We start from the raw sequence: 19,794 nt of genomic DNA, 5'->3' as shown, positions 1-19,794 counted from the left end.
AACTCCTTAAGGTTATTTACCGTTACCGTCTTTACCAACATGAAGGATGGCAAGGAATGCTTCCTGCGGCAGCTCAACGTTACCGACCTGCTTCATACGCTTCTTACCTTCTTTCTGCTTCTGCAACAGCTTTTTCTTACGGCTGACGTCGCCGCCGTAGCACTTAGCCAGAACGTTTTTACGCAGCTGCTTCACGGTTGAACGGGCAATGATGTGGTTACCAATGGCCGCCTGAATCGCAATGTCAAACTGCTGACGCGGGATCAGATCTTTCATCTTCTCAACCAGCTCACGACCACGGTACGGTGCGTTATCGTTGTGGGTGATCAGCGCCAGCGCATCCACACGCTCACCGTTGATCAGCACGTCCACACGAACCATGTTCGAGGCCTGGAAGCGTTTGAAGTTGTAGTCCAGCGACGCATAGCCACGGGAGGTAGACTTCAGACGGTCGAAGAAGTCGAGCACCACTTCTGCCATCGGAATTTCATAGGTCAGCGCCACCTGGTTACCGTGGTAAACCATGTTGGTCTGCACGCCACGCTTCTCAATACACAGGGTGATCACGTTACCGAGGAACTCCTGCGGCAGCAGCATGTGACACTCTGCGATTGGCTCGCGCAGTTCCTGAATATTATTCAGCGGCGGGAGCTTGGACGGGCTGTCGACGTAGATCACCTCTTTCGATGTGGTTTCTACTTCGTAGACAACCGTCGGGGCGGTGGTGATCAGATCCAGATCGTATTCACGCTCCAGACGTTCCTGAATGATCTCCATGTGCAGCAGACCGAGGAAGCCACAGCGGAAGCCAAAGCCCAGCGCCGTTGAGCTTTCTGGCTCGTAGAACAGGGAGGCATCATTGAGGCTCAGCTTTCCGAGCGCATCGCGGAAGTTTTCGTAATCGTCAGAGCTGACCGGGAACAGACCCGCATAAACCTGCGGTTTCACCTTTTTGAAGCCTGGCAGCGCTTTATCTGCCGGGTTACGTGCACCGGTCAGGGTATCACCCACCGGCGCGCCGAGGATGTCTTTAATGGCACAGACCAGCCAGCCCACTTCGCCGCATTTCAGCTCGGTACGGTCAACCTGTTTTGGCGTGAAGATGCCCAGACGGTCAGCGTTGTAGACCTGGCCGGTGCTCATGACCTTGATTTTGTCGCCTTTACGCATGGTGCCGTTTTTAATACGCACCAGCGAGACAACGCCGAGGTAGTTATCAAACCAGGAGTCGATGATCAGCGCCTGTAGCGGCGCATCCGGGTCGCCTTCCGGCGGCGGAATATCACGCACCAGACGTTCCAGTACGTCCGGAACACCGACACCGGTTTTCGCCGAGCAGCGCACTGCATCGGTCGCATCAATACCGACGATGTCTTCAATCTCTTCCGCTACGCGCTCAGGATCGGCGGCTGGCAGGTCGATTTTATTCAGAACCGGCACCACTTCAAGATCCATTTCCATGGCGGTGTAGCAGTTTGCCAGCGTCTGGGCCTCTACGCCCTGCCCGGCATCCACCACCAGCAGCGCGCCTTCGCAGGCCGCCAGCGAGCGTGACACTTCATAAGAGAAGTCAACGTGCCCTGGGGTGTCGATAAAGTTCAGCTGATAGGTTTCACCATCGGAAGCTTTATAGTCGAGCGTCACGCTCTGCGCTTTGATGGTAATACCGCGTTCGCGTTCCAGGTCCATGGAGTCCAGAACCTGGGCTGCCATTTCACGATCAGACAGGCCACCGCAAATCTGGATAATACGGTCAGACAGCGTCGACTTACCGTGGTCAATGTGAGCAATGATCGAAAAGTTACGTATGTTCTTCATATAGTTAAATAATTATGCCTTACGAATTCCTGGAGGCCGCTGTTCTTAGCCTGACGTTTTTCAGTGCGAAAACGCAGCATTCTACACTACATCCTCGTCAGCTGGAAATGCACTTAGAGCCAGGTATAGCGCGAAGAGACGGCGTTTTCTTTATTGCGATGTAAATAATAATAAAGCCCGGCAGATTACCGGGCCTCAGAAGAGAGCGTCTCAACACGAAGTTGGTCGGGTGCCAGTGCAACGCTGAGGATAACGGGCTGCCACGCTTCCCGGGCGGCAAGCCTTGGGGAAACGCCTTTAGCAAGCCAGAACCCGCCCACCCCGCCCAACGCGGCACCGCACAAGGCGGCCAAATCTGTGCCGAACAGCATCTGGAAAACCCCGCCCATCACGAACAGACCTGCCAGCGGAGAAAGGTAAACCAGCATGGCGGAAGTGAGCAGGCTACCTTCAGCGATGCCCAGCTCCACTTTTTGCCCTGCCACCAGCGGCTGATCGCTCGGCACAGCAATAGTGTGCGACGTTTGCGGCCCCAGCTTATTCAACACGCGGCTGCCGCAACCGGCTCGCGAAGCGCAGCTGCTGCATGATGCTTTAACGTCACAGCTGACAAGCGCTACGCCATCCTGCCAGGATACGACCGTGGCCCACTCTTTAATCATTGCGCAGCCCTGAATTTAATGCTGTCTGAAATACGTTTTGCCGTTGGCGGCGGTAATTCACCGACAATGGTAATTTCCGCATTATCGCGCACCGTCGTGCTGACCGTCCGGCGACCGGTACGGAGCATCTGTTCGGAACTGTTCGCCGTAGCGCGATTGATATTCACCGAGAAGCTAAACAGCCCATCGGAATAGAGTCGCGACTCAACCGGTGTTTCGATGGTTGGGAGCTGGCGACGGCTGCTGGAAACTTCGCTGAACCCTTGCGGGATCCAGGATGGTACCCAGTTAAAATTGACAGAATCGCCGGCAGGCACGGAAAGCAAAGGAGGCAGGCTGGCTTTGGCCAGATTCTGCATGCTGTTGCCAACCTGACTGTTCACATCGAAGGAGATCACGCGGAACTGCTCCAGCGTCTCACCGTCGCGATCGAGCAGATCAACGCGCATCGGCAGCTTCGTCTCTGCGTCAATCCAGACGATATAGCTGTAACGTGTCCCATCCCGCGCAACAACGCGGATCACTTCGCACAGCCTGTCGGCAATACGCGTTCGCCCCACCGAGATAAAATCATAGTAGGGGGCGAGACGTTTAAAATCGGTGTAAATGAGCGACGGCAGGGAGTCAACGATGTAGTCACCATTGAGCGTAAACGGCTCAAGGCCAGGCTCGAAATAGCTGATTTCGTTCCCACGCTGGACCACTTCCCGACGCGGACCATCCATCTGTAAAAGCTGGGCGAGCGGCTGGTTATCAAGGCGGGCGTGGCGATAGCGTAACGATTCGACACCCTGCTTATTGATGCTGATAAATGCCAACTCGTAATTGAGTGACTGGCTGGCCAGGTTCATTTGCTGCAACAACGCCCCGGATGAAACATCAGCCGAGGCGTTAGCAGAGAAGAACAGGCTACCCGCCATCAAAGACATGGCGAACCAAAGTTGCTTCATTACTGCGATTGCGTTCCTAAAGTTTGGTTTCCTGGCACCTGCACAGCAGCCTGCTGGGTTTGGGCCTGCTCAAACTGAAGCTGCTCGGAGTGCAGACGGCGCTGCAACTCGTAATCCTGCAACATCGCATTAATGCGACGGCGCTGCTCCTGTACCTGCTGTTGCTGTCCGCCGCTTGCGGAGGCATCTGCCGGTACGCCCAGGCTAACCGGGCTGGCTTTACCCATCATCGGCAGCGTATTGAACACTGGCGCTTCAGGCTGCTGATTGGCTTCAGACTGAGTATTATAGTGCTGGACCCCAACGATAACTGCAAGCGATACGCACGCAGCGACCCCCATTTGGGTGAGCTGGCTGGCCCATGGACGCACCTTGTGCCAGAACGGCATTTTCTGCCATTGGTGAGGTGCAGGCTGCGCTTCAGGAATCAGCGGCGTGGTCTGATGAACAGGTTCGTTCTCAATGGCCGCCATAACGCGTGCTGAGATATCGAAATGGAGAACCTCGCTGGTATCACCGCGCAGAGAGTCGCGGATAAGATGATAGCTCTCCCAGGTCTGTTGCATTTCGGGAGAATGAGACAACTCATCAAGCAGCTCATTATCCAGCGTTTCACCATCCATTAAAGCGGAAAGTTTTTCTTTCTGCATGCCTAATACCTTTTCCAGTATCCCGCTATCGTCAACGCCTGATAAGCGGTTGAACTTTATTATCAATGGCTTCTCGCGCACGGAAAATTCGTGAACGAACCGTGCCGACCGGACAATCCATGATGGCGGCTATCTCTTCATAGCTTAGGCCATCCAGCTCCCGTAACGTAATTGCCATGCGTAAATCTTCCGGGAGCGACTCGATCGTGCGAAAAACGATTTGTCTCAGTTCTTCTGACAACATTAAGTTCTCAGGGTTCGAAATTTCTTTCAGCGCGCCGCCACTTTCGAAGTTTTCTGCGTCGATAGCGTCAACGTCACTTGAAGGCGGACGACGGCCCTGAGCAACCAAATAATTCTTAGCCGTATTGACTGCAATACGATACAGCCAGGTATAAAAAGCACTATCCCCCCGGAATGAATCCAGCGCGCGATAGGCCTTAATAAAAGACTCTTGCACCACATCAGGAACATCGCCTGACGGTACATAGCGGGAAACCAGACTCGCTACCTTATGCTGGTAGCGCACCACCAGTAGGTTAAAAGCTTTCTGATCTCCCTTCTGGACCCGTTCAACCAGGACCTGGTCCGTTAACTGCTCGCTCATCCGAGGTAATGTCTCCCCAAACCAAATTCCACGCGTTATCGAAACGCCACTCTAACAACATTGCGCTTTGAGCAAGCACCGAATTAGAGTGTCTGTTCTTCAATAAGTTCCGTAACGCCTTTGTTTTTGTTCATCGCGCCGCAGACCGTTCATTTTCTCTCATTATAAGTCTGTTCACGATACGCACCCGCTTTCTGACAAGAATCATCAACTTTATCGTCAGAAGAGTAACGCAACACAGGCTTTATTTCACCACAAAATCTGAAGCTAACGATCTGCTTCGCAAAATATTTCCGGCCATTTAGCGCAGATTTAACTTCTGGCCTTCCGTTTAGTCATTGCAACACACAACAAAAAAAACGTGCGATATCTCGCATCACAATGCTATTCTCCCCACACCATGTTTAGTAAATTAAACAAACATCATGAACACGACGCCTGAACTTCATTGTGATGTACTGATCATCGGCAGCGGTGCTGCCGGCCTATCCCTCGCACTGCGCCTGGCGGAACATCAGAACGTAATCGTGCTGAGTAAAGGGCCGATGAGCGAAGGTTCCACCTTCTATGCACAAGGCGGTATTGCCGCCGTGTTTGATGAAACGGATAGTATAGCCTCGCACGTAGAAGACACCCTGATTGCCGGCGCCGGGATCGTGGATGAGCATGCGGCAGAGTTTGTCGCCAGCAATGCCCGCCACTGCGTGCAATGGCTTATCGATCAGGGCGTGCTGTTTGATACGCATGTTCAGCCTAATGGTGAAGAGAGCTATCACCTGACCCGTGAAGGCGGGCACAGCCACCGCCGTATTCTGCACGCTGCTGATGCAACCGGAAAAGCGGTTGAAACCACGCTGGTCAGCAAAGCCCTCAGCCATCCTAATATTCGGGTGCTGGAGCGCAGCAACGCCGTCGACCTGATTATTTCCGATAAGATTGGCCTGCCCGGCACGCGCCGTGTTGTCGGCGCATGGGTGTGGAATCGGAATAAAGAGAAGGTGGAAACCTGCCAGGCAAAAGCCGTTGTGCTGGCGACTGGCGGCGCCTCCAAGGTTTACCAGTACACGACTAACCCGGATATCGCCTCCGGAGACGGTATCGCCATGGCCTGGCGCGCAGGCTGCCGCGTGGCGAATATGGAGTTTAATCAATTCCATCCTACCGCCCTGTTCCACCCGCAGGCACGTAACTTCCTGTTAACTGAAGCGTTGCGCGGCGAAGGCGCGTATCTGAAGCGTCCGGACGGTTCCCGGTTTATGCCGGACTTCGACCCCCGAGGTGAACTTGCCCCGCGGGATATCGTGGCCCGCGCCATTGACCACGAGATGAAGCGGCTTGGCGTCGACTGTATGTATCTGGACATTAGCCATAAACCGGAAGACTTTATTCGCCAGCACTTCCCGATGATTTATGAAAAGCTGCTGAGTCTGGGTATTGATTTAACCCGCGATCCGGTGCCGATTGTACCTGCCGCACACTATACCTGTGGCGGGGTGATGGTTGACGATCATGGTCGTACCGACGTGGATGGTTTGTATGCGATCGGCGAGGTCAGCTACACCGGCCTGCATGGTGCGAATCGCATGGCCTCAAACTCGCTGCTGGAGTGTCTGGTGTATGGGTGGTCGGCTGCGGAAGATATTACCAAACGCATGCCCTATGCACGTCCGACAACACACTTGCCGGCATGGGATGAAAGTCGGGTAGAAAACCCGGACGAACTGGTGGTTATCCAGCATAACTGGCACGAGCTGCGGCTTTTCATGTGGGATTATGTCGGGATTGTACGCACAACGAAGCGTCTGGAACGCGCGTTACGCCGCATCATGATGTTGCAGCAGGAAATTGATGAATATTACGCCAACTTCCGCGTTTCTAATAATCTGCTGGAGCTGCGCAACCTTGTGCAGGTTGCCGAGCTGATTGTGCGCTGTGCGATGATGCGCAAAGAGAGCCGTGGCCTGCATTATACGCTGGACTATCCCGAACCGCTTGAAATGTCCGGCCCGTCGGTGTTGACGCCGCAGGTTCACATAAACAGATAAAAGGCCTGGGTCAGGGCAGTGTAATCTTCGGAATAACGCTGGTCTGGCCCACGAATAACCATCCTGTCGATAAAGCATTCCCCCTCTTTCGGCGAGAGCGCCAGCAACACGCGGTGCGGTAAGCGTCCTTCCGTATCCGAAATATCGGTACGAAGACGCAGATTCCAGCCGATCCCCCGTGCGATCTCAATGAAGGTATTACCCGTGCTTTCAGGCAAGACCACGCAGAAAAATCCCTCTTCCGAGATAAGCTCCGCCGCACTGGTCAGTAGCGCCTTGTGATCGAGCGAGCCGGTGTAACGTGCCTGCTCGCGTTCTGGCGTTCCACATTCCACACCTGGCGTGAAATACGGCGGATTGCTGACAATCAAATCGTAACGCGCGGTTTGCTCCGGCGCCCAGGTCAGGACATCGGCGCATTCTACCCTGATGCGATCTGCCCACGGAGAGTCGGCAGCGTTTTCACTTGCCTGCCGGGACGCCTGAGGATCAAGCTCAACGGCGTCGATCGTGACGTGTTCTTCCGTTCGCTGCGCCAGCATCAGCGCCTGAAGTCCGCTGCCCGTACCAATATCCAGAATGCGTTTTACACCTGCGACAGGCGCCCATGCACCCAGTAAAATACCGTCTGTACCGACTTTCATCGCACAACGATCGTGCGCCACAAAAAACTGTTTAAACGTAAAACCATCGCGGCGCAACTGCGCTTTGAGTTGAGACATGTCAGGGCAACCTTCTGAGTGAAACTGGAGTAGCATAGGGGAAAGCGAAGTGGTCGAAAAGCGATATCCATACAAACAGATGAAGATTACAGCCGTAACGTCTATAATCAGCGCCCCACACAGAGGTAGAACATGACTGTAACGACTTTTTCCGAACTTGAACTCGATGAAAGCCTGCTCAATGCCCTTGAGAGCAAAGGCTTTACACGCCCGACCGCCATTCAGGCCGCGGCCATTCCGCCTGCGCTTGAGGGCCGCGATGTGCTCGGTTCTGCGCCAACCGGCACGGGGAAGACAGCAGCCTACTTGCTGCCTGTGTTGCAGCATTTGCTCGACTTTCCGCGTAAAAAATCAGGCCCACCGCGCATTTTGATCCTGACCCCGACCCGTGAACTGGCGATGCAGGTTGCCGAACACGCGCGTGAGCTGGCGGCGAACACCCATCTGGATATCGCGACCATCACCGGCGGCGTAGCGTATATGAACCACGCCGAAGTGTTCAGCGAAAACCAGGATATCGTTGTCGCGACGACGGGCCGTCTGCTGCAATACATAAAAGAAGAGAACTTCGACTGCCGCGCGGTGGAAACGCTGATTCTCGATGAAGCTGACCGCATGCTGGACATGGGCTTTGCCCAGGATATCGAACACATCGCGGGTGAAACGCGCTGGCGTAATCAGACAATGCTGTTCTCGGCAACCCTTGAAGGGGATGCCATTAAAGATTTCGCCGAACGTCTGCTGGAAGATCCGGTGGAAGTGTCCGCTACGCCATCGACCCGTGAGCGTAAGAAGATCCACCAGTGGTACTACCGCGCAGATAACCTTGAGCATAAGGTTGAGTTGTTGAAACACCTGCTGAAGCAGGAAGAGGCAACCCGTACCATCGTCTTCGTACGCAAACGTGAGCGCGTGCATGAGCTGGCAGAAATGCTGCGCAACGCCGGCATTAACAACTGCTATCTCGAAGGTGAAATGGCGCAGGTTAAGCGAACCGAAGGGATTAAGCGCCTGACCGATGGCCGCGTGAATGTGCTGGTTGCCACCGATGTTGCCGCGCGTGGGATCGACATCCCGGACGTGAGCCACGTAATCAACTTTGATATGCCGCGCAGCGGTGATACTTACCTGCACCGTATTGGTCGTACCGGCCGTGCGGGCCGCAAAGGTATTGCTATCTCTCTGGTAGAAGCGCACGACCATCTGCTGCTACAGAAAATTGGCCGCTACGTTGAGGAGCCGCTGAAAGCTCGCGTGATTGACGGGCTTCGTCCGACCACACGTGCGCCGAGTGAAAAAATGACGGGTAAACCGTCCAAGAAAGCGCTCGCGAAACGTGCTGAGAGAAAAGAGAAAGAAAAAGAGAAGCCGCGCGTTAAACAGCGCCACCGCGATACCAAAAATATTGGTAAGCGCCGTAAGCCAAGTTCTGCTGCGCCAGAGACAAAAACGGAAGAGTAAAAAAAAGCCGGGACATTCCCGGCTTTTTTATTCCACCCCCGAAGCTGAACTTTACAGGCTTTCAGTAAAGGTACGCGCGATAACGTCGCGCTGCTGTTCCGGGGTCAGAGAGTTGAAACGCACCGCATAGCCAGACACACGGATGGTCAGCTGCGGGTATTTTTCCGGGTGCTCAACGGCATCCATCAGCGTTTCGCGACGCAGGACGTTAACGTTCAGGTGCTGACCACCTTCCACGCGTACTTCTGGCTGCACTTGCATTGGAATTTCACGGTATTCAATTTCGCCCAGTTTGCTCACCGGAACGATTTCGTCTTCCGCAAAACCTGCTTTCGCTACTACACAGCGCGCTTCGTTTTTCTCGCTGTCCAGCAGCCAGAAAGAGTTCAGCAGATCGTCATTTGCAGCTTTAGTAATCTGGATACCTGTAATCATGTGTTGCCTCCCTTAGGCTACATTAACTGATGCTGGCCTTTTGCGGCCAATTGGTAAAACCATTGTTTGTTGTGTGTATATATAACATTCAGACCCGGGTGATTTATTGATTTAAATCAACAAAACCACCAACCACACAAAGAGTGTGGTCTGTATTTTTTGTTTTAGATCAATTTTAAAAGTTTACCAATTCAACTTATCCAGCCTGGTTTTCAACATAAATTGAGTCACTTAGCTTGGTTTTCCGCGGGTAATTTTGCTCATTGGTGTTTAACAGGTAAGCTAGACACAGAATGAGATTCGCAGGAGAGCGAGATGACAACACCTTTAACCTGGCATGACGTGCTGGCAGAAGAGAAGCAGCAGCCCTATTTTATTAACACCCTCAGTACCGTTGCGGCTGAACGGCAGGCCGGCCAGACAATTTATCCGCCGCAGAAAGATGTGTTTAACGCCTTCCGCTACACCGAACTGAGTGATGTAAAGGTGGTTATCCTGGGGCAGGATCCGTACCACGGCCCCGGGCAGGCTCACGGACTGGCATTTTCCGTGCGTCCGGGCGTGGCCATCCCCCCTTCTCTGCTAAATATGTATAAAGAGCTGGAAGGAACGATTCCGGGTTTTACCCGCCCTGATCACGGTTATCTGGAAAGCTGGGCGCGCCAGGGCGTGCTGTTGCTGAATACCGTATTAACCGTCCGGGCGGGCCAGGCACACTCCCACGCCAGTCTGGGATGGGAAACCTTTACCGATAAGGTTATCAGCCTGATCAATGAGCATCGTGAAGGCGTCGTGTTTTTACTCTGGGGTTCGCATGCCCAAAAGAAAGGGGCGATTATCGATCGTCAGCGTCATTACGTGCTGAAGGCACCGCACCCGTCGCCGCTGTCTGCGCATCGCGGTTTCTTTGGCAGTAATCATTTTGTTCTGACGAATGAGTGGCTGGAAAAGCGTGGCGAAAAGCCGATTGACTGGATGCCTGTGTTACCGGCAGAGAGCGAGTAGGGTTTGAATGTGCCGGGTCAGGCCCGGCACATAAAAGGCTTATGCCTTGTTCTGACGCCACCATTCCGCCAGCAGCACGCCGGTCGCAACGGATACGTTCAGGCTTTCAACGTTGCCAGTGCCGTCGATAGAGACGCTCAGGTCAGCGCTGGAGAGTGCCGCATCAGACAGACCATCACGCTCCTGACCTAACACCAGCACCATTTTGCGCGGCAACGTCGCTTTAAACAGCGGCGTAGCGGCACGGCTTGAGGTGGTGACAATGGTGTAGCCCGCTTTACGGAATTGCTCCAGGGCTTCCAGCACGCTGTCGCCGGTGATAGGCTGAACATGCTCTGCACCGCCTTCCGCAGTACGAATCGCCGCACCGGATTCCAGCAGCGCGGCATCCTGCAACAGAACGCCTTTCACGCCAAAGTGCGCGCAGCTACGCATCATAGCGCCCAGGTTATGCGGGTTACCCACATCTTCCAGCGCCAGCACGCAGTCATCGGCATCCGCCTGGCTGACCCACTGCTGCACGGTAGTGCCGTTACGTTTTTTGATCAGGAAGCAGACGCCGCCGTGGTGTTCAGTCCCGGACGCTTTTGTCAGCTCGGCATCGTCAACCACGTGATAGGCTTTACGGTTCGCCGCCATCCAGCGCAGCGCTTCTTTGAAGCGCGGGGTCACGCTCTGAATAAACCATGCACGAACGATACACTCCGGGCGGCTCTGGAACAGGGCCTGACAGGCGTTCTCACCGTAGACACGGGTCTCTTCCGCACGCTGACGACGCAACACTTCCGGATCGATAAAGCTTTTTCCGCTGATACCGCCGTGATCGGCTTTTTCGGTCGCCTCTTCACCGGGCGCGCGAGAAACGGTACGCCATGGCGATCCACCGTCACGGACAACATCATCGCGTTTGCGATCGTCACGCTTACGGTCATCACGTTTGCGGTCATCGCCGCGGTTATTTCTGTCATCGCGGGCGGGGCGACGGCCACCGTCTGCACGAGAAGACGCCGGACGCCCGCCACCTTTTCCGGTACGCGGATTTTGGGTGCGTTTATCAGAGTCATCATCACTGCGGACATACATCACTTTGACCTTGCCGCTTTTGTTTTTCATTTCGTCGTTCATGCTTTTCTCCACCAGCGCTGCGCGAAGCGCGCAGATTACCCGATGTGCAAGCTCATAGCCATAATTTCGTACAAAAGCCTGTGACTATTGTTCCCATTGAATAAAACGCGTTGTCGTTTCATACAGGCTCACTGATAATATGTAACATATCAGAAACATTATCGGCGTTCTGCCGTTGTTCCACGGCTCTATCAGAGGTTAGTTATGAATACCGTATGTGCCAACTGTCAGGCTGTAAACCGCATTCCGGACGATCGGATGGATGACGGTGCGAAATGCGGGCGTTGTGGCCACGAATTATTTGATGGCGATGTCATTAACGCGACGGGTGCTACGCTGGACAAACTCCTCAAGGACGATCTGCCTGTTGTGGTCGATTTCTGGGCACCGTGGTGCGGCCCCTGCCGTAACTTTGCGCCCATCTTCGAAGACGTGGCTGAAGAGCGCAGCGGAAAAATGCGTTTTGTCAAAGTGAATACCGAAGCGGAACGTGAACTCAGCGCCCGTTTTCGCATTCGCAGCATTCCAACCATTATGATTTTCAAAAATGGTGAAGTGATCGACATGCTCAATGGCGCAGTACCGAAAGCGCCTTTCGACAGCTGGTTAAACGAATCCCTGTAACATTCGCGGGGCATATCTTGTGCCCCGTTCTCTCCTCTGCGAAAATGGGGTTTTTCCTGCCTTTTCGCCCATGACTGATAACGCTGTACTCCAATTACGCGCCGAGCGCCTTGCGCGCGCCACCCGCCCTTTTCTGGCCCGAGGCAATCGTATTCGCCGCTGCCAGCGCTGCCTTTTACCGCTGAAAGTGTGTCTGTGCGAAACGCTTGTACCGAGCGAGGCGAAAAGCCGCTTTTGTCTGGTCATGTTCGATACCGAACCGATGAAGCCCAGCAACACGGGGCGTTTGATCGCCGATATTCTGCCTAACACCGCAGCGTTTCAGTGGTCGCGCACTGAGCCACCTAAGGCTCTGCTCGACCTGGTGGCAAGCCCGGACTATCAGCCTATGGTCGTTTTCCCGGCATCATATGCAGGCGAACAACGTCAGGTGCTTACGGCGCCACCATCTGGTAAGCCGCCGCTGTTTATTATGCTCGACGGCACCTGGACCGAAGCGAGAAAGATGTTTCGCAAAAGCCCTTACCTTGATGCGCTGCCGGTGATTTCCGTCGATCTGTCGCGCGTTTCGGCCTATCGCTTGCGTGAAGCGCATGCCGACGGTCAATATTGCACCGCTGAAGTCGCTATTGCGCTACTGGATCTGGCGGGCGATACCCAGGCAGCCGGCGCGCTGGGCTCCCACTTCTCCTGCTTCCGTGAACGTTATCTTGCGGGAAAAACCGTTCATAAGGGTAGCGTCACAGCAACAGAGACAGAAAGCGTTTAAAATCATCAGGTCGCTTGCATTCACGGGAGGCCTGCATGAGCCAGAGAGGGTTAGAAGCGCTACTCCGTCCGAAATCCATTGCCGTTATTGGCGCCTCGATGAAACCGGACCGCGCAGGGTATCTGATGATGCGTAACCTGCTGGCTGGCGGGTTTAACGGCCCGGTCATGCCCGTTACGCCCGCTTATAAAGCGGTACAGGGAGTACTGGCGTGGCCGGATGTGCAGAGCCTGCCTTTCGTTCCCGACCTCGCCGTGCTCTGTACGCATGCGAAACGAAACCTCGAACTGCTTGAGTCGCTCGGTCAGAAAGGCTGTAAAACCTGCATTATTCTTTCCTCGCCTCCTGAACAGCAGCCCGAACTGCTGGCCTGCGCCAGCCGCTACCAGATGCGCATTCTAGGTCCAAACAGCCTCGGCCTGCTTGCGCCCTGGCAAGGGCTGAATGCCAGTTTTTCCCCGGTTCCGATCCGCAAAGGCAAACTGGCCTTTATTTCGCAGTCGGCTGCGGTATCCAATACCATCCTCGACTGGGCGCAGCAGCGTGAGATGGGTTTTTCCTACTTCATCGCTTTGGGCGACAGCCTGGACATTGACGTCGATGAGCTGCTGGATTTCCTGGCGCGTGACAGCAAAACCAGCGCTATCCTGCTCTACCTTGAACACCTGAGCGACGCCCGTCGTTTTGTGTCGGCGTCGCGTAGCGCATCGCGAAATAAACCGATACTGGTCATCAAAAGCGGGCGCAGCCCCGCGGCTCAGCGCCTGCTACATTCCCGTTCCGGGATGGATCCCGCATGGGATGCAGCGATCCAGCGCGCCGGTTTACTGCGGGTACAGGATACGCACGAGCTTTTTTCCGCCGTCGAAACGTTAAGCCACATGCGCCCCCTGCGCGGTGAAAAGCTGATGATTGTCAGCAACGGTGCCGCTCCCGCCGCCCTGGCGCTGGACGAGCTCTGGCTACGCAACGGCAAGCTGGCCACGCTGGGTGAAGAGACGCTACAGCGCCTGCGGGACGCGTTACCGGGAAGCGTTGTTCCCGATAATCCCCTCGATTTGCGCGATGATGCCAGCAGCGATCGTTACATTAAGGCGATCACGATTTTGCTCGATAGCCAGGACTTTGATGCGCTGATGATTATCCATTCGCCCAGCGCGGTTGCTCCAGGCAGCGAAAGTGCGCGTGCGCTGATTGAGGCAGTCCGAAACCATCCCCGCGGCAAATACGTTACCCTGCTGACCAACTGGTGCGGCGAGTTCTCCTCCCAGGAGGCACGGCGTCTGTTTAGTGAAGCCGGGTTGCCAACCTACCGTACCCCGGAGGGCACCATTACCGCGTTTATGCATATGGTTGAATACCGCCGCAACCAGAAGCAGCTGCGTGAAACGCCTGCCCTGCCGGGCAATCTCACCGCAAATTCGGTGGATGTGCACAGGCTTTTGCAGCAGGCCATCGAAGAGGGCGCCACTTCTCTTGATACACATGAGGTACAACCCATTCTTGGCAGTTATGGAATGCAAACCCTGCCCACCTGGATTGCCGGCGACAGCGCTGAGGCGGTACATATCGCTGAGCAGATTGGTTATCCGGTCGCGCTGAAGCTGCGCTCTCCCGATATTCCGCACAAATCGGATGTGCAGGGCGTCATGCTGTATCTGCGCACCGCGACAGAAGTGCAACAGGCCGCGGATGCCATTATCGATCGCGTAAAAATGACGTGGCCACAGGCCCGGATCCACGGCCTGCTGGTGCAGAGCATGGCCAACCGTGCGGGTGCACAGGAGCTGCGCGTGGTTGTCGAACACGATCCGGTTTTTGGTCCGCTCATTATGCTGGGTGAAGGCGGCGTTGAGTGGCGGCCAGAAGAACAGGCGGTTGTCGCGCTTCCTCCTCTAAACATGAACCTGGCGCGTTATTTGATTATTCAGGCCATCAAAAGCAAAAAAATCCGCGGGAGAAGCGCTCTGCGGCCGCTTGATATCGCCGGATTAAGCCAGTTTCTGGTGAAGGTTTCCAACCTCATTGTTGACTGTGCGGAGATCCAGCGCCTGGATATCCACCCCCTTCTTGCCTCCGGAAATGAATTTACCGCGCTGGACGTGACGCTGGATATTGCGCCCTTTATCGGTGATCGGGAAAGCCGTCTCGCCATTCGTCCTTATCCTCTTCATCTGGAAGAGTGGGTGGAGATGAAAAATGGGGAACGGGCGCTGTTTCGCCCTATCCTGCCGGAAGACGAGCCGCTGCTGCGGGCGTTCATCTCGCAGGTGACGAAGGAAGATTTGTACTATCGCTATTTCAGCGAAATCAATGAATTTACCCACGACGATTTAGCCAATATGACCCAGATCGACTACGATCGAGAAATGGCGATTGTGGCGGTCCGCCGTTCCGGAGCGGGAGAGGAGATCCTCGGCGTGACGCGTGCCATTTCCGACCCGGATAACGTGGATGCGGAGTTTGCCGTACTGGTGCGTTCCGATCTTAAGGGTTTGGGGTTGGGCAGACGGCTGCTCGAAAAACTCATTGGTTATACGCGCGATCACGGATTGTCACGCCTGAATGGCATTACTATGCCAAACAATCGGGGTATGGTGACCCTGGCGCGGAAGCTCGGTTTTGACGTTGATATCCAGCTGGATGAAGGCATTGTCTCTCTGTCCCTCAGCCTGATTTCGACGGATAAACAAGAGTAAGCTGCTGGAAATGTTACCCACTTTTCGCGGCACTGGGGTATCATTGTCCGCTTATGTTGTTTGCCTGGTACAGACAACCCTTCAATGAACAGAGAAGAAACGCACTGTGATGTTGTCAAAATTTAAGCGTAATAAACATCAACAACACCTTGCTCAACTACCGAAGATTTCTCAGTCAGTTGATGATGTAGAGTTCTTTTATGCTCCCGCTCATTTCCGGGAGACGCTTCTTGAAAAGATTGCCAGCGCTACGCGACGTATTTGCATTGTGGCGCTCTATCTTGAACAAGATGAAGGTGGGCGTGCGATCCTTAACGCGCTCTATGAAGCGAAACGTCAGCGTCCGGAACTGGATGTTCGCGTGCTGGTTGACTGGCACCGTGCTCAGCGTGGCCGTATTGGTGCGGCTGCCTCGAATACCAATGCTGACTGGTATTGCCGCACGGCCCAGGAAAATCCGGGTATTGATATCCCGGTGTATGGCGTACCGGTGAATACCCGTGAAGCGCTTGGCGTTCTTCATTTTAAAGGATTTATCATTGATGACAGCGTCCTTTATAGCGGTGCCAGCCTGAATGATGTGTATCTCCATCAGCTCGATAAATACCGTTACGATCGCTACCATCTGATCCGCAATCCGCAGATGGCCGACATCATGTTCAACTGGGTTGATAAAAACCTGGTTCATGGCCGGGGTGTGCACCGTCTTGACGATCCTCATCGTCCGAAAAGCCCGGAAATCAAAAACGACGTTCGCTCCTTCCGCCAGGAACTGCGCGATGCGGTTTATCGTTTTCAGGGGGATGCCAGTAATGAAGAACTGTCCGTTACGCCTCTGGTAGGCCTGGGAAAATCCAGCCTGCTGAACAAGACCATCTTCCATTTGATGCCGTGCGCGGAGCATAAGCTCACCATCTGTACCCCGTACTTCAACCTTCCCGCCGTTCTGGTGCGTAATATCATTCAGCTGCTGCGTGATGGTAAAAAGGTGGAAATTATTGTCGGGGATAAAACGGCAAATGACTTTTTCATTCCGGAAGATCAGCCTTTCAAGATCATCGGCGCACTGCCTTATCTCTATGAGATTAACCTGCGCCGCTTCCTGAGCCGTTTACAGTACTATGTAAACACGGACCAGCTGGTTGTGCGTCTCTGGAAAGATGAAGACAACAGCTATCACCTCAAAGGAATGTGGGTGGATGATGAGTGGATGCTGCTGACCGGTAATAATCTCAACCCACGCGCCTGGCGTCTGGATCTGGAAAACGCCATCCTTATTCACGATCCTCAGCATGCGTTAGCCGCGAAACGCGATCGTGAGCTGGAGCTTATACGCACGCATACTACAGTGGTTCGTCATTATCGCGATCTGCAAAGCATCGCTGATTATCCGGTGAAAGTTCGCAAGCTGATTCGCCGTCTACGTCGGATCCGTATCGACCGCCTCATCAGCCGCATTCTGTAATACACGAGCCCTGTCATCGACGGGGCTTTTTTATGGAGTCTGTTAATGCGTACGCCTTTCCTGATAATCCCTCTTTTCCTGACCGGTTGCAGCCATATGGCTAATGATAACTGGTCGGGTCAGGATAAAGCTCAACACTTTCTGGCGTCTGCAATGTTGTCCGCTGCGGGTAATGAATATGCGCTGCACCAGGGTTATAGCCGGGATCGAAGTGCCACAATGGGGCTGATGTTCTCCATCAGCCTGGGGGCATCAAAAGAACTTTGGGATAGCCGCCCCTCGGGAAGCGGCTGGAGCTGGAAAGATTTTGCCTGGGACGTAGCCGGGGCAACAACCGGCTACGCCGTCTGGCAGATGGCGCATTATTAAAGGCGGATCCCTTTTCCTTTACGATGCAGCATCAGGGAGACAATAAACGCCAGCGCCCCCATGATGGTGACATACCAGAAAAAGGTCGATTCACTGCCCCATGACTTAAGGGATAGCGCGACATACTCTGCCGAACCGCCGAACAGGGCGTTAGCGACCGCATAAGAGAGGCCTACGCCCAGCGCCCTCACCTGTGCGGGAAACATTTCCGCTTTCAAAATGCCACTGATTGCCGTGTAAAAACTAATAATAATAAGTGCCACCATAATCAAAGCGAAAGCGGCATACGGAGAGGTTGTATGCTGTAGCGCCGTCAAAAGCGGAACAGTCCCCAGGGTGAGCATGCCACCAAAGATCAGCATGGAGGTGCGGCGACCTATTTTGTCCGACAGCGCGCCAACAATCGGCTGGATGAGCATAAAGACCAGTAACGCCACCGTCATGACGACACTCGCAACGTTAGCATGCATGCCCGTGGTGTTGACCAGATATTTTTGCATATAGGTGGTGAAGGTATAGAAGCTTAGCGAGCCTGCGGCGGTAAAGCCTAATACCATCAAAAACGCTTTGCGGTTTCGCCACAGCCCTTTCATCGAACCGGCTTCTTTCAGCGCCCTGACCTCCTGCTGGGAGGTTTCATCAAGCTGACGGCGTAACCACAGCGCCACAACCGCCAGGGCAGCCCCCAGGGCAAACGGGATGCGCCAGCCCCAGGCGCGTAAATCTTCATCGCTAAGGATTTGTTGAAGGATCACCACAACCAGTAACGCCAGCAGCTGACCGCCAATGAGGGTTACATACTGGAATGATGCATAGAAACCTTTGCGCCCTTCAACAGCTACTTCGCTCATGTATGTCGCGCTGGTGCCATATTCGCCACCCACTGACAGCCCCTGGAACAGGCGTGCCAGCAGCAACAACGCCGGTGCCCATGTTCCGATAGTGTCATATCCGGGAAGGCAGGCAATCACCAGCGAGCCGACGCACATCATGCACACGGAGATGAGCATGGATGTCTTGCGCCCTTTCCTGTCCGCGATCCTGCCGAACAGCCATCCGCCAATGGGACGCATCAGGAACCCGGCGGCAAAAACGCCTGCGGTTTGCAGAAGCTGCGTTGTGGTGTTCCCTGACGGGAAGAAGATATGTGCAAAGTAGAGTGAACAAAATGAATAGACGTAAAAATCAAACCACTCTACAAGGTTCCCCGATGAAGCTCCAACGATTGCCCAAACCCGACGGCGAGTATCCTTGCCTGCTAAACTTGTGTTATCCGTATCTGCACTGGCTACGGTTTCTGTCTTTTTAAAATCCCCTGTCTCACATTGCGGGCCATTGCCCACAAACAGTAAAACCGGATTTAAAACGAATCGTTAGGTAAATAAAATGTTTCCAATATGTTTCATTGGATTTTGTGAACTCGATCAGGTATCGAATTATTAGCGGACGTAGTAATTATCCCCACGCTTGCTGGTGAGCCTTTTTTCGCTGCAAATAATCTTCATCAGCACGAATTTTATCCCACCACGTTTTGAACACCGCAGCGGCTTCTGCTTTTACTGGATCGTGATCGAGGGGTTTGACCTGGCGCTTCTCATCATACTTTTTACCGCCTTTATGATTGGCGTATCGCCGGGCACGGGTGTATCCCATCTGTATGAATTTACGCGCCATATCCATGCCGACAAAATCGTTTTTCCTGCGGTATTCTTCAAAAAGGGCGTAGATCTCTTCTGCCGAACGCGCTGCGACTTCAGCATTTTTATAACGCCAGTGCGGCAGGATTTCGCTTTTATAAGGCTCGACCATCAATACGCCCTGCTCACCCCGGCCAACCTGATACCATTCGGGATGTTCGCGAAAATTAATATTGGCAAAATCTTGTTGATAATCAAAGGGACGAGTCAAAGCGGCACCATTGTTAAAATTGTTTTAACAATTGTAGGCCGGATAAGGGGAAGCCGCCATCCGCCATGTTTTCCCATGTACAAAGCAAAAAACCCCGCACCTTACGGTACGGGGTTCTTCTTGATTGATGCCTGGCAGTTCCCTACTCTCACATGGGGAGACCCCACACTACCATCGGCGCTACGGCGTTTCACTTCTGAGTTCGGCATGGGGTCAGGTGGGACCACCGCGCTAAAGCTGCCAGGCAAATTCTGTTAATCTGTATCAGGCTGAAAATTTCGTCTCTTCGCCAAAACACCTTCGGCGTTGTAAGGTTAAGCCTCACGGTTCATTAGTATCGGTTAGCTCAACGCATCGCTGCGCTTACACACCCGACCTATCAACGTCGTCGTCTTCAACGTTCCTTCAGGAGACTTAAAGTCTCAGGGAGAACTCATCTCGGGGCAAGTTTCGTGCTTAGATGCTTTCAGCACTTATCTC

18 protein-coding genes and 1 rRNA gene are annotated in these 19,794 nt (G+C 54.0%); 8 read left to right on the top strand and 11 right to left on the bottom strand.

Features of this window, described 5'->3' with window-relative positions; all coding sequences use genetic code 11:
* Nucleotides 1-12: 12 nt before the first annotated feature.
* The 5 genes from lepA to rpoE form a co-directional block, all read right to left on the bottom strand.
* A complete protein-coding gene (gene lepA, locus SK62_RS05055) occupies nucleotides 13-1,818 on the bottom strand; it encodes a translation elongation factor 4 (protein ID WP_003860714.1) in 1,806 nt (601 codons plus the stop codon).
* A 185-nt stretch (nucleotides 1,819-2,003) separates the two neighbouring features.
* Nucleotides 2,004-2,480 (bottom strand): SoxR-reducing system protein RseC, encoded by a 477-nt coding sequence (rseC, locus tag SK62_RS05050; protein ID WP_015572140.1) that lies wholly within the window; start codon nucleotides 2,478-2,480, stop codon nucleotides 2,004-2,006.
* Nucleotides 2,477-3,430, bottom strand: a complete 954-nt coding sequence (gene rseB / locus SK62_RS05045) for a sigma-E factor regulatory protein RseB (protein WP_003860717.1) — start codon at nucleotides 3,428-3,430, stop codon at nucleotides 2,477-2,479. The genes rseC and rseB overlap by 4 nt, the downstream gene beginning before the upstream one ends.
* Nucleotides 3,430-4,080, bottom strand: a complete 651-nt coding sequence (gene rseA / locus SK62_RS05040; RefSeq protein ID WP_015572138.1) for an anti-sigma-E factor RseA — start codon at nucleotides 4,078-4,080, stop codon at nucleotides 3,430-3,432. Before rseA ends, rseB begins: the two co-directional genes overlap by 1 nt.
* Nucleotides 4,081-4,111: 31 nt before the next feature.
* Nucleotides 4,112-4,687: an RNA polymerase sigma factor RpoE gene (rpoE, locus tag SK62_RS05035; protein ID WP_006176728.1), complete on the bottom strand. Its 576-nt coding sequence runs from the start codon at nucleotides 4,685-4,687 to the stop codon at nucleotides 4,112-4,114.
* Between the two features lie 425 nt (nucleotides 4,688-5,112).
* On the opposite strand from rpoE, the gene nadB reads away from it, so the two are divergent.
* Complete coding sequence (nadB, locus tag SK62_RS05030) at nucleotides 5,113-6,732, top strand: L-aspartate oxidase (protein WP_017692868.1); 1,620 nt, start codon at nucleotides 5,113-5,115, stop codon at nucleotides 6,730-6,732.
* Here the strand turns inward: nadB and SK62_RS05025 are convergent.
* Nucleotides 6,717-7,454, bottom strand: a complete 738-nt coding sequence (locus SK62_RS05025; protein ID WP_032649123.1) for a tRNA(1)(Val) (adenine(37)-N(6))-methyltransferase TrmN — start codon at nucleotides 7,452-7,454, stop codon at nucleotides 6,717-6,719. The two genes, nadB and SK62_RS05025, sit on opposite strands and share 16 nt — an antisense overlap.
* A 132-nt stretch (nucleotides 7,455-7,586) precedes the next feature.
* On the opposite strand from SK62_RS05025, the gene srmB reads away from it, so the two are divergent.
* Nucleotides 7,587-8,915: an ATP-dependent RNA helicase SrmB gene (srmB, locus tag SK62_RS05020; protein ID WP_017383554.1), complete on the top strand. Its 1,329-nt coding sequence runs from the start codon at nucleotides 7,587-7,589 to the stop codon at nucleotides 8,913-8,915.
* Between the two features lie 51 nt (nucleotides 8,916-8,966).
* Here srmB and grcA read toward each other — a convergent pair whose 3' ends face one another.
* The gene (gene grcA / locus SK62_RS05015) at nucleotides 8,967-9,350 is read right to left on the bottom strand and encodes an autonomous glycyl radical cofactor GrcA (RefSeq protein ID WP_003860727.1); all 384 of its coding nucleotides are present in this window, start codon (nucleotides 9,348-9,350) and stop codon (nucleotides 8,967-8,969) included.
* A 315-nt stretch (nucleotides 9,351-9,665) separates the two neighbouring features.
* Here grcA and ung point away from each other — a divergent pair, with 315 nt between their 5' ends.
* Nucleotides 9,666-10,355 carry a uracil-DNA glycosylase gene (gene ung, locus SK62_RS05010; RefSeq protein ID WP_045347547.1) on the top strand — a complete coding sequence of 230 codons (690 nt, stop codon included), beginning with the start codon at nucleotides 9,666-9,668 and terminating at the stop codon, nucleotides 10,353-10,355.
* Nucleotides 10,356-10,394: 39 nt separating this feature from the next.
* Here ung and SK62_RS05005 read toward each other — a convergent pair whose 3' ends face one another.
* Complete coding sequence (locus SK62_RS05005) at nucleotides 10,395-11,480, bottom strand: tRNA/rRNA methyltransferase (protein ID WP_017383555.1); 1,086 nt, start codon at nucleotides 11,478-11,480, stop codon at nucleotides 10,395-10,397.
* Between the two features lie 204 nt (nucleotides 11,481-11,684).
* On the opposite strand from SK62_RS05005, the gene trxC reads away from it, so the two are divergent.
* From trxC to SK62_RS04980, 5 genes are all read left to right on the top strand, one after another.
* Nucleotides 11,685-12,104, top strand: coding sequence for a thioredoxin TrxC (gene trxC, locus SK62_RS05000; RefSeq protein WP_032649129.1), 420 nt, complete (start codon nucleotides 11,685-11,687; stop codon nucleotides 12,102-12,104).
* 70 nt (nucleotides 12,105-12,174) lie between these two features.
* The gene (gene tapT, locus SK62_RS04995) at nucleotides 12,175-12,873 is read left to right on the top strand and encodes a tRNA-uridine aminocarboxypropyltransferase (RefSeq protein ID WP_047718866.1); all 699 of its coding nucleotides are present in this window, start codon (nucleotides 12,175-12,177) and stop codon (nucleotides 12,871-12,873) included.
* A 35-nt stretch (nucleotides 12,874-12,908) separates the two neighbouring features.
* Nucleotides 12,909-15,572 carry a bifunctional acetate--CoA ligase family protein/GNAT family N-acetyltransferase gene (pat, locus tag SK62_RS04990; RefSeq protein WP_017692865.1) on the top strand — a complete coding sequence of 888 codons (2,664 nt, stop codon included), beginning with the start codon at nucleotides 12,909-12,911 and terminating at the stop codon, nucleotides 15,570-15,572.
* A 109-nt stretch (nucleotides 15,573-15,681) separates the two neighbouring features.
* Entirely contained in the window at nucleotides 15,682-17,037 is a 1,356-nt protein-coding gene (gene pssA / locus SK62_RS04985; protein WP_026094276.1) for a CDP-diacylglycerol--serine O-phosphatidyltransferase, read from the top strand.
* A gap of 45 nt (nucleotides 17,038-17,082) precedes the next feature.
* Nucleotides 17,083-17,406, top strand: a complete 324-nt coding sequence (locus SK62_RS04980; protein ID WP_003860739.1) for a YfiM family lipoprotein — start codon at nucleotides 17,083-17,085, stop codon at nucleotides 17,404-17,406.
* Here the strand turns inward: SK62_RS04980 and SK62_RS04975 are convergent.
* From SK62_RS04975 to rrf, 3 genes are all read right to left on the bottom strand, one after another.
* Entirely contained in the window at nucleotides 17,403-18,749 is a 1,347-nt protein-coding gene (locus tag SK62_RS04975; RefSeq protein ID WP_047718868.1) for an MFS family transporter, read from the bottom strand. The genes SK62_RS04980 and SK62_RS04975 overlap by 4 nt on opposite strands.
* Before the next feature lie 112 nt (nucleotides 18,750-18,861).
* Nucleotides 18,862-19,314, bottom strand: a complete 453-nt coding sequence (locus SK62_RS04970) for a DUF4385 domain-containing protein (protein WP_039270055.1) — start codon at nucleotides 19,312-19,314, stop codon at nucleotides 18,862-18,864.
* Nucleotides 19,315-19,443: 129 nt separating this feature from the next.
* Nucleotides 19,444-19,559 (bottom strand): 5S ribosomal RNA (rrf, locus tag SK62_RS04965).
* Between the last annotated feature and the right edge of the window lie 235 nt (nucleotides 19,560-19,794).

This window comes from Enterobacter sp. BIDMC109, assembly GCF_001037885.1.
In the GTDB taxonomy this organism is placed as follows: domain Bacteria; phylum Pseudomonadota; class Gammaproteobacteria; order Enterobacterales; family Enterobacteriaceae; genus Enterobacter; species Enterobacter hormaechei_C.
Note: the sequence above shows the minus strand (reverse complement) of the source record. Positions and strands in the feature narration are given on the sequence as shown.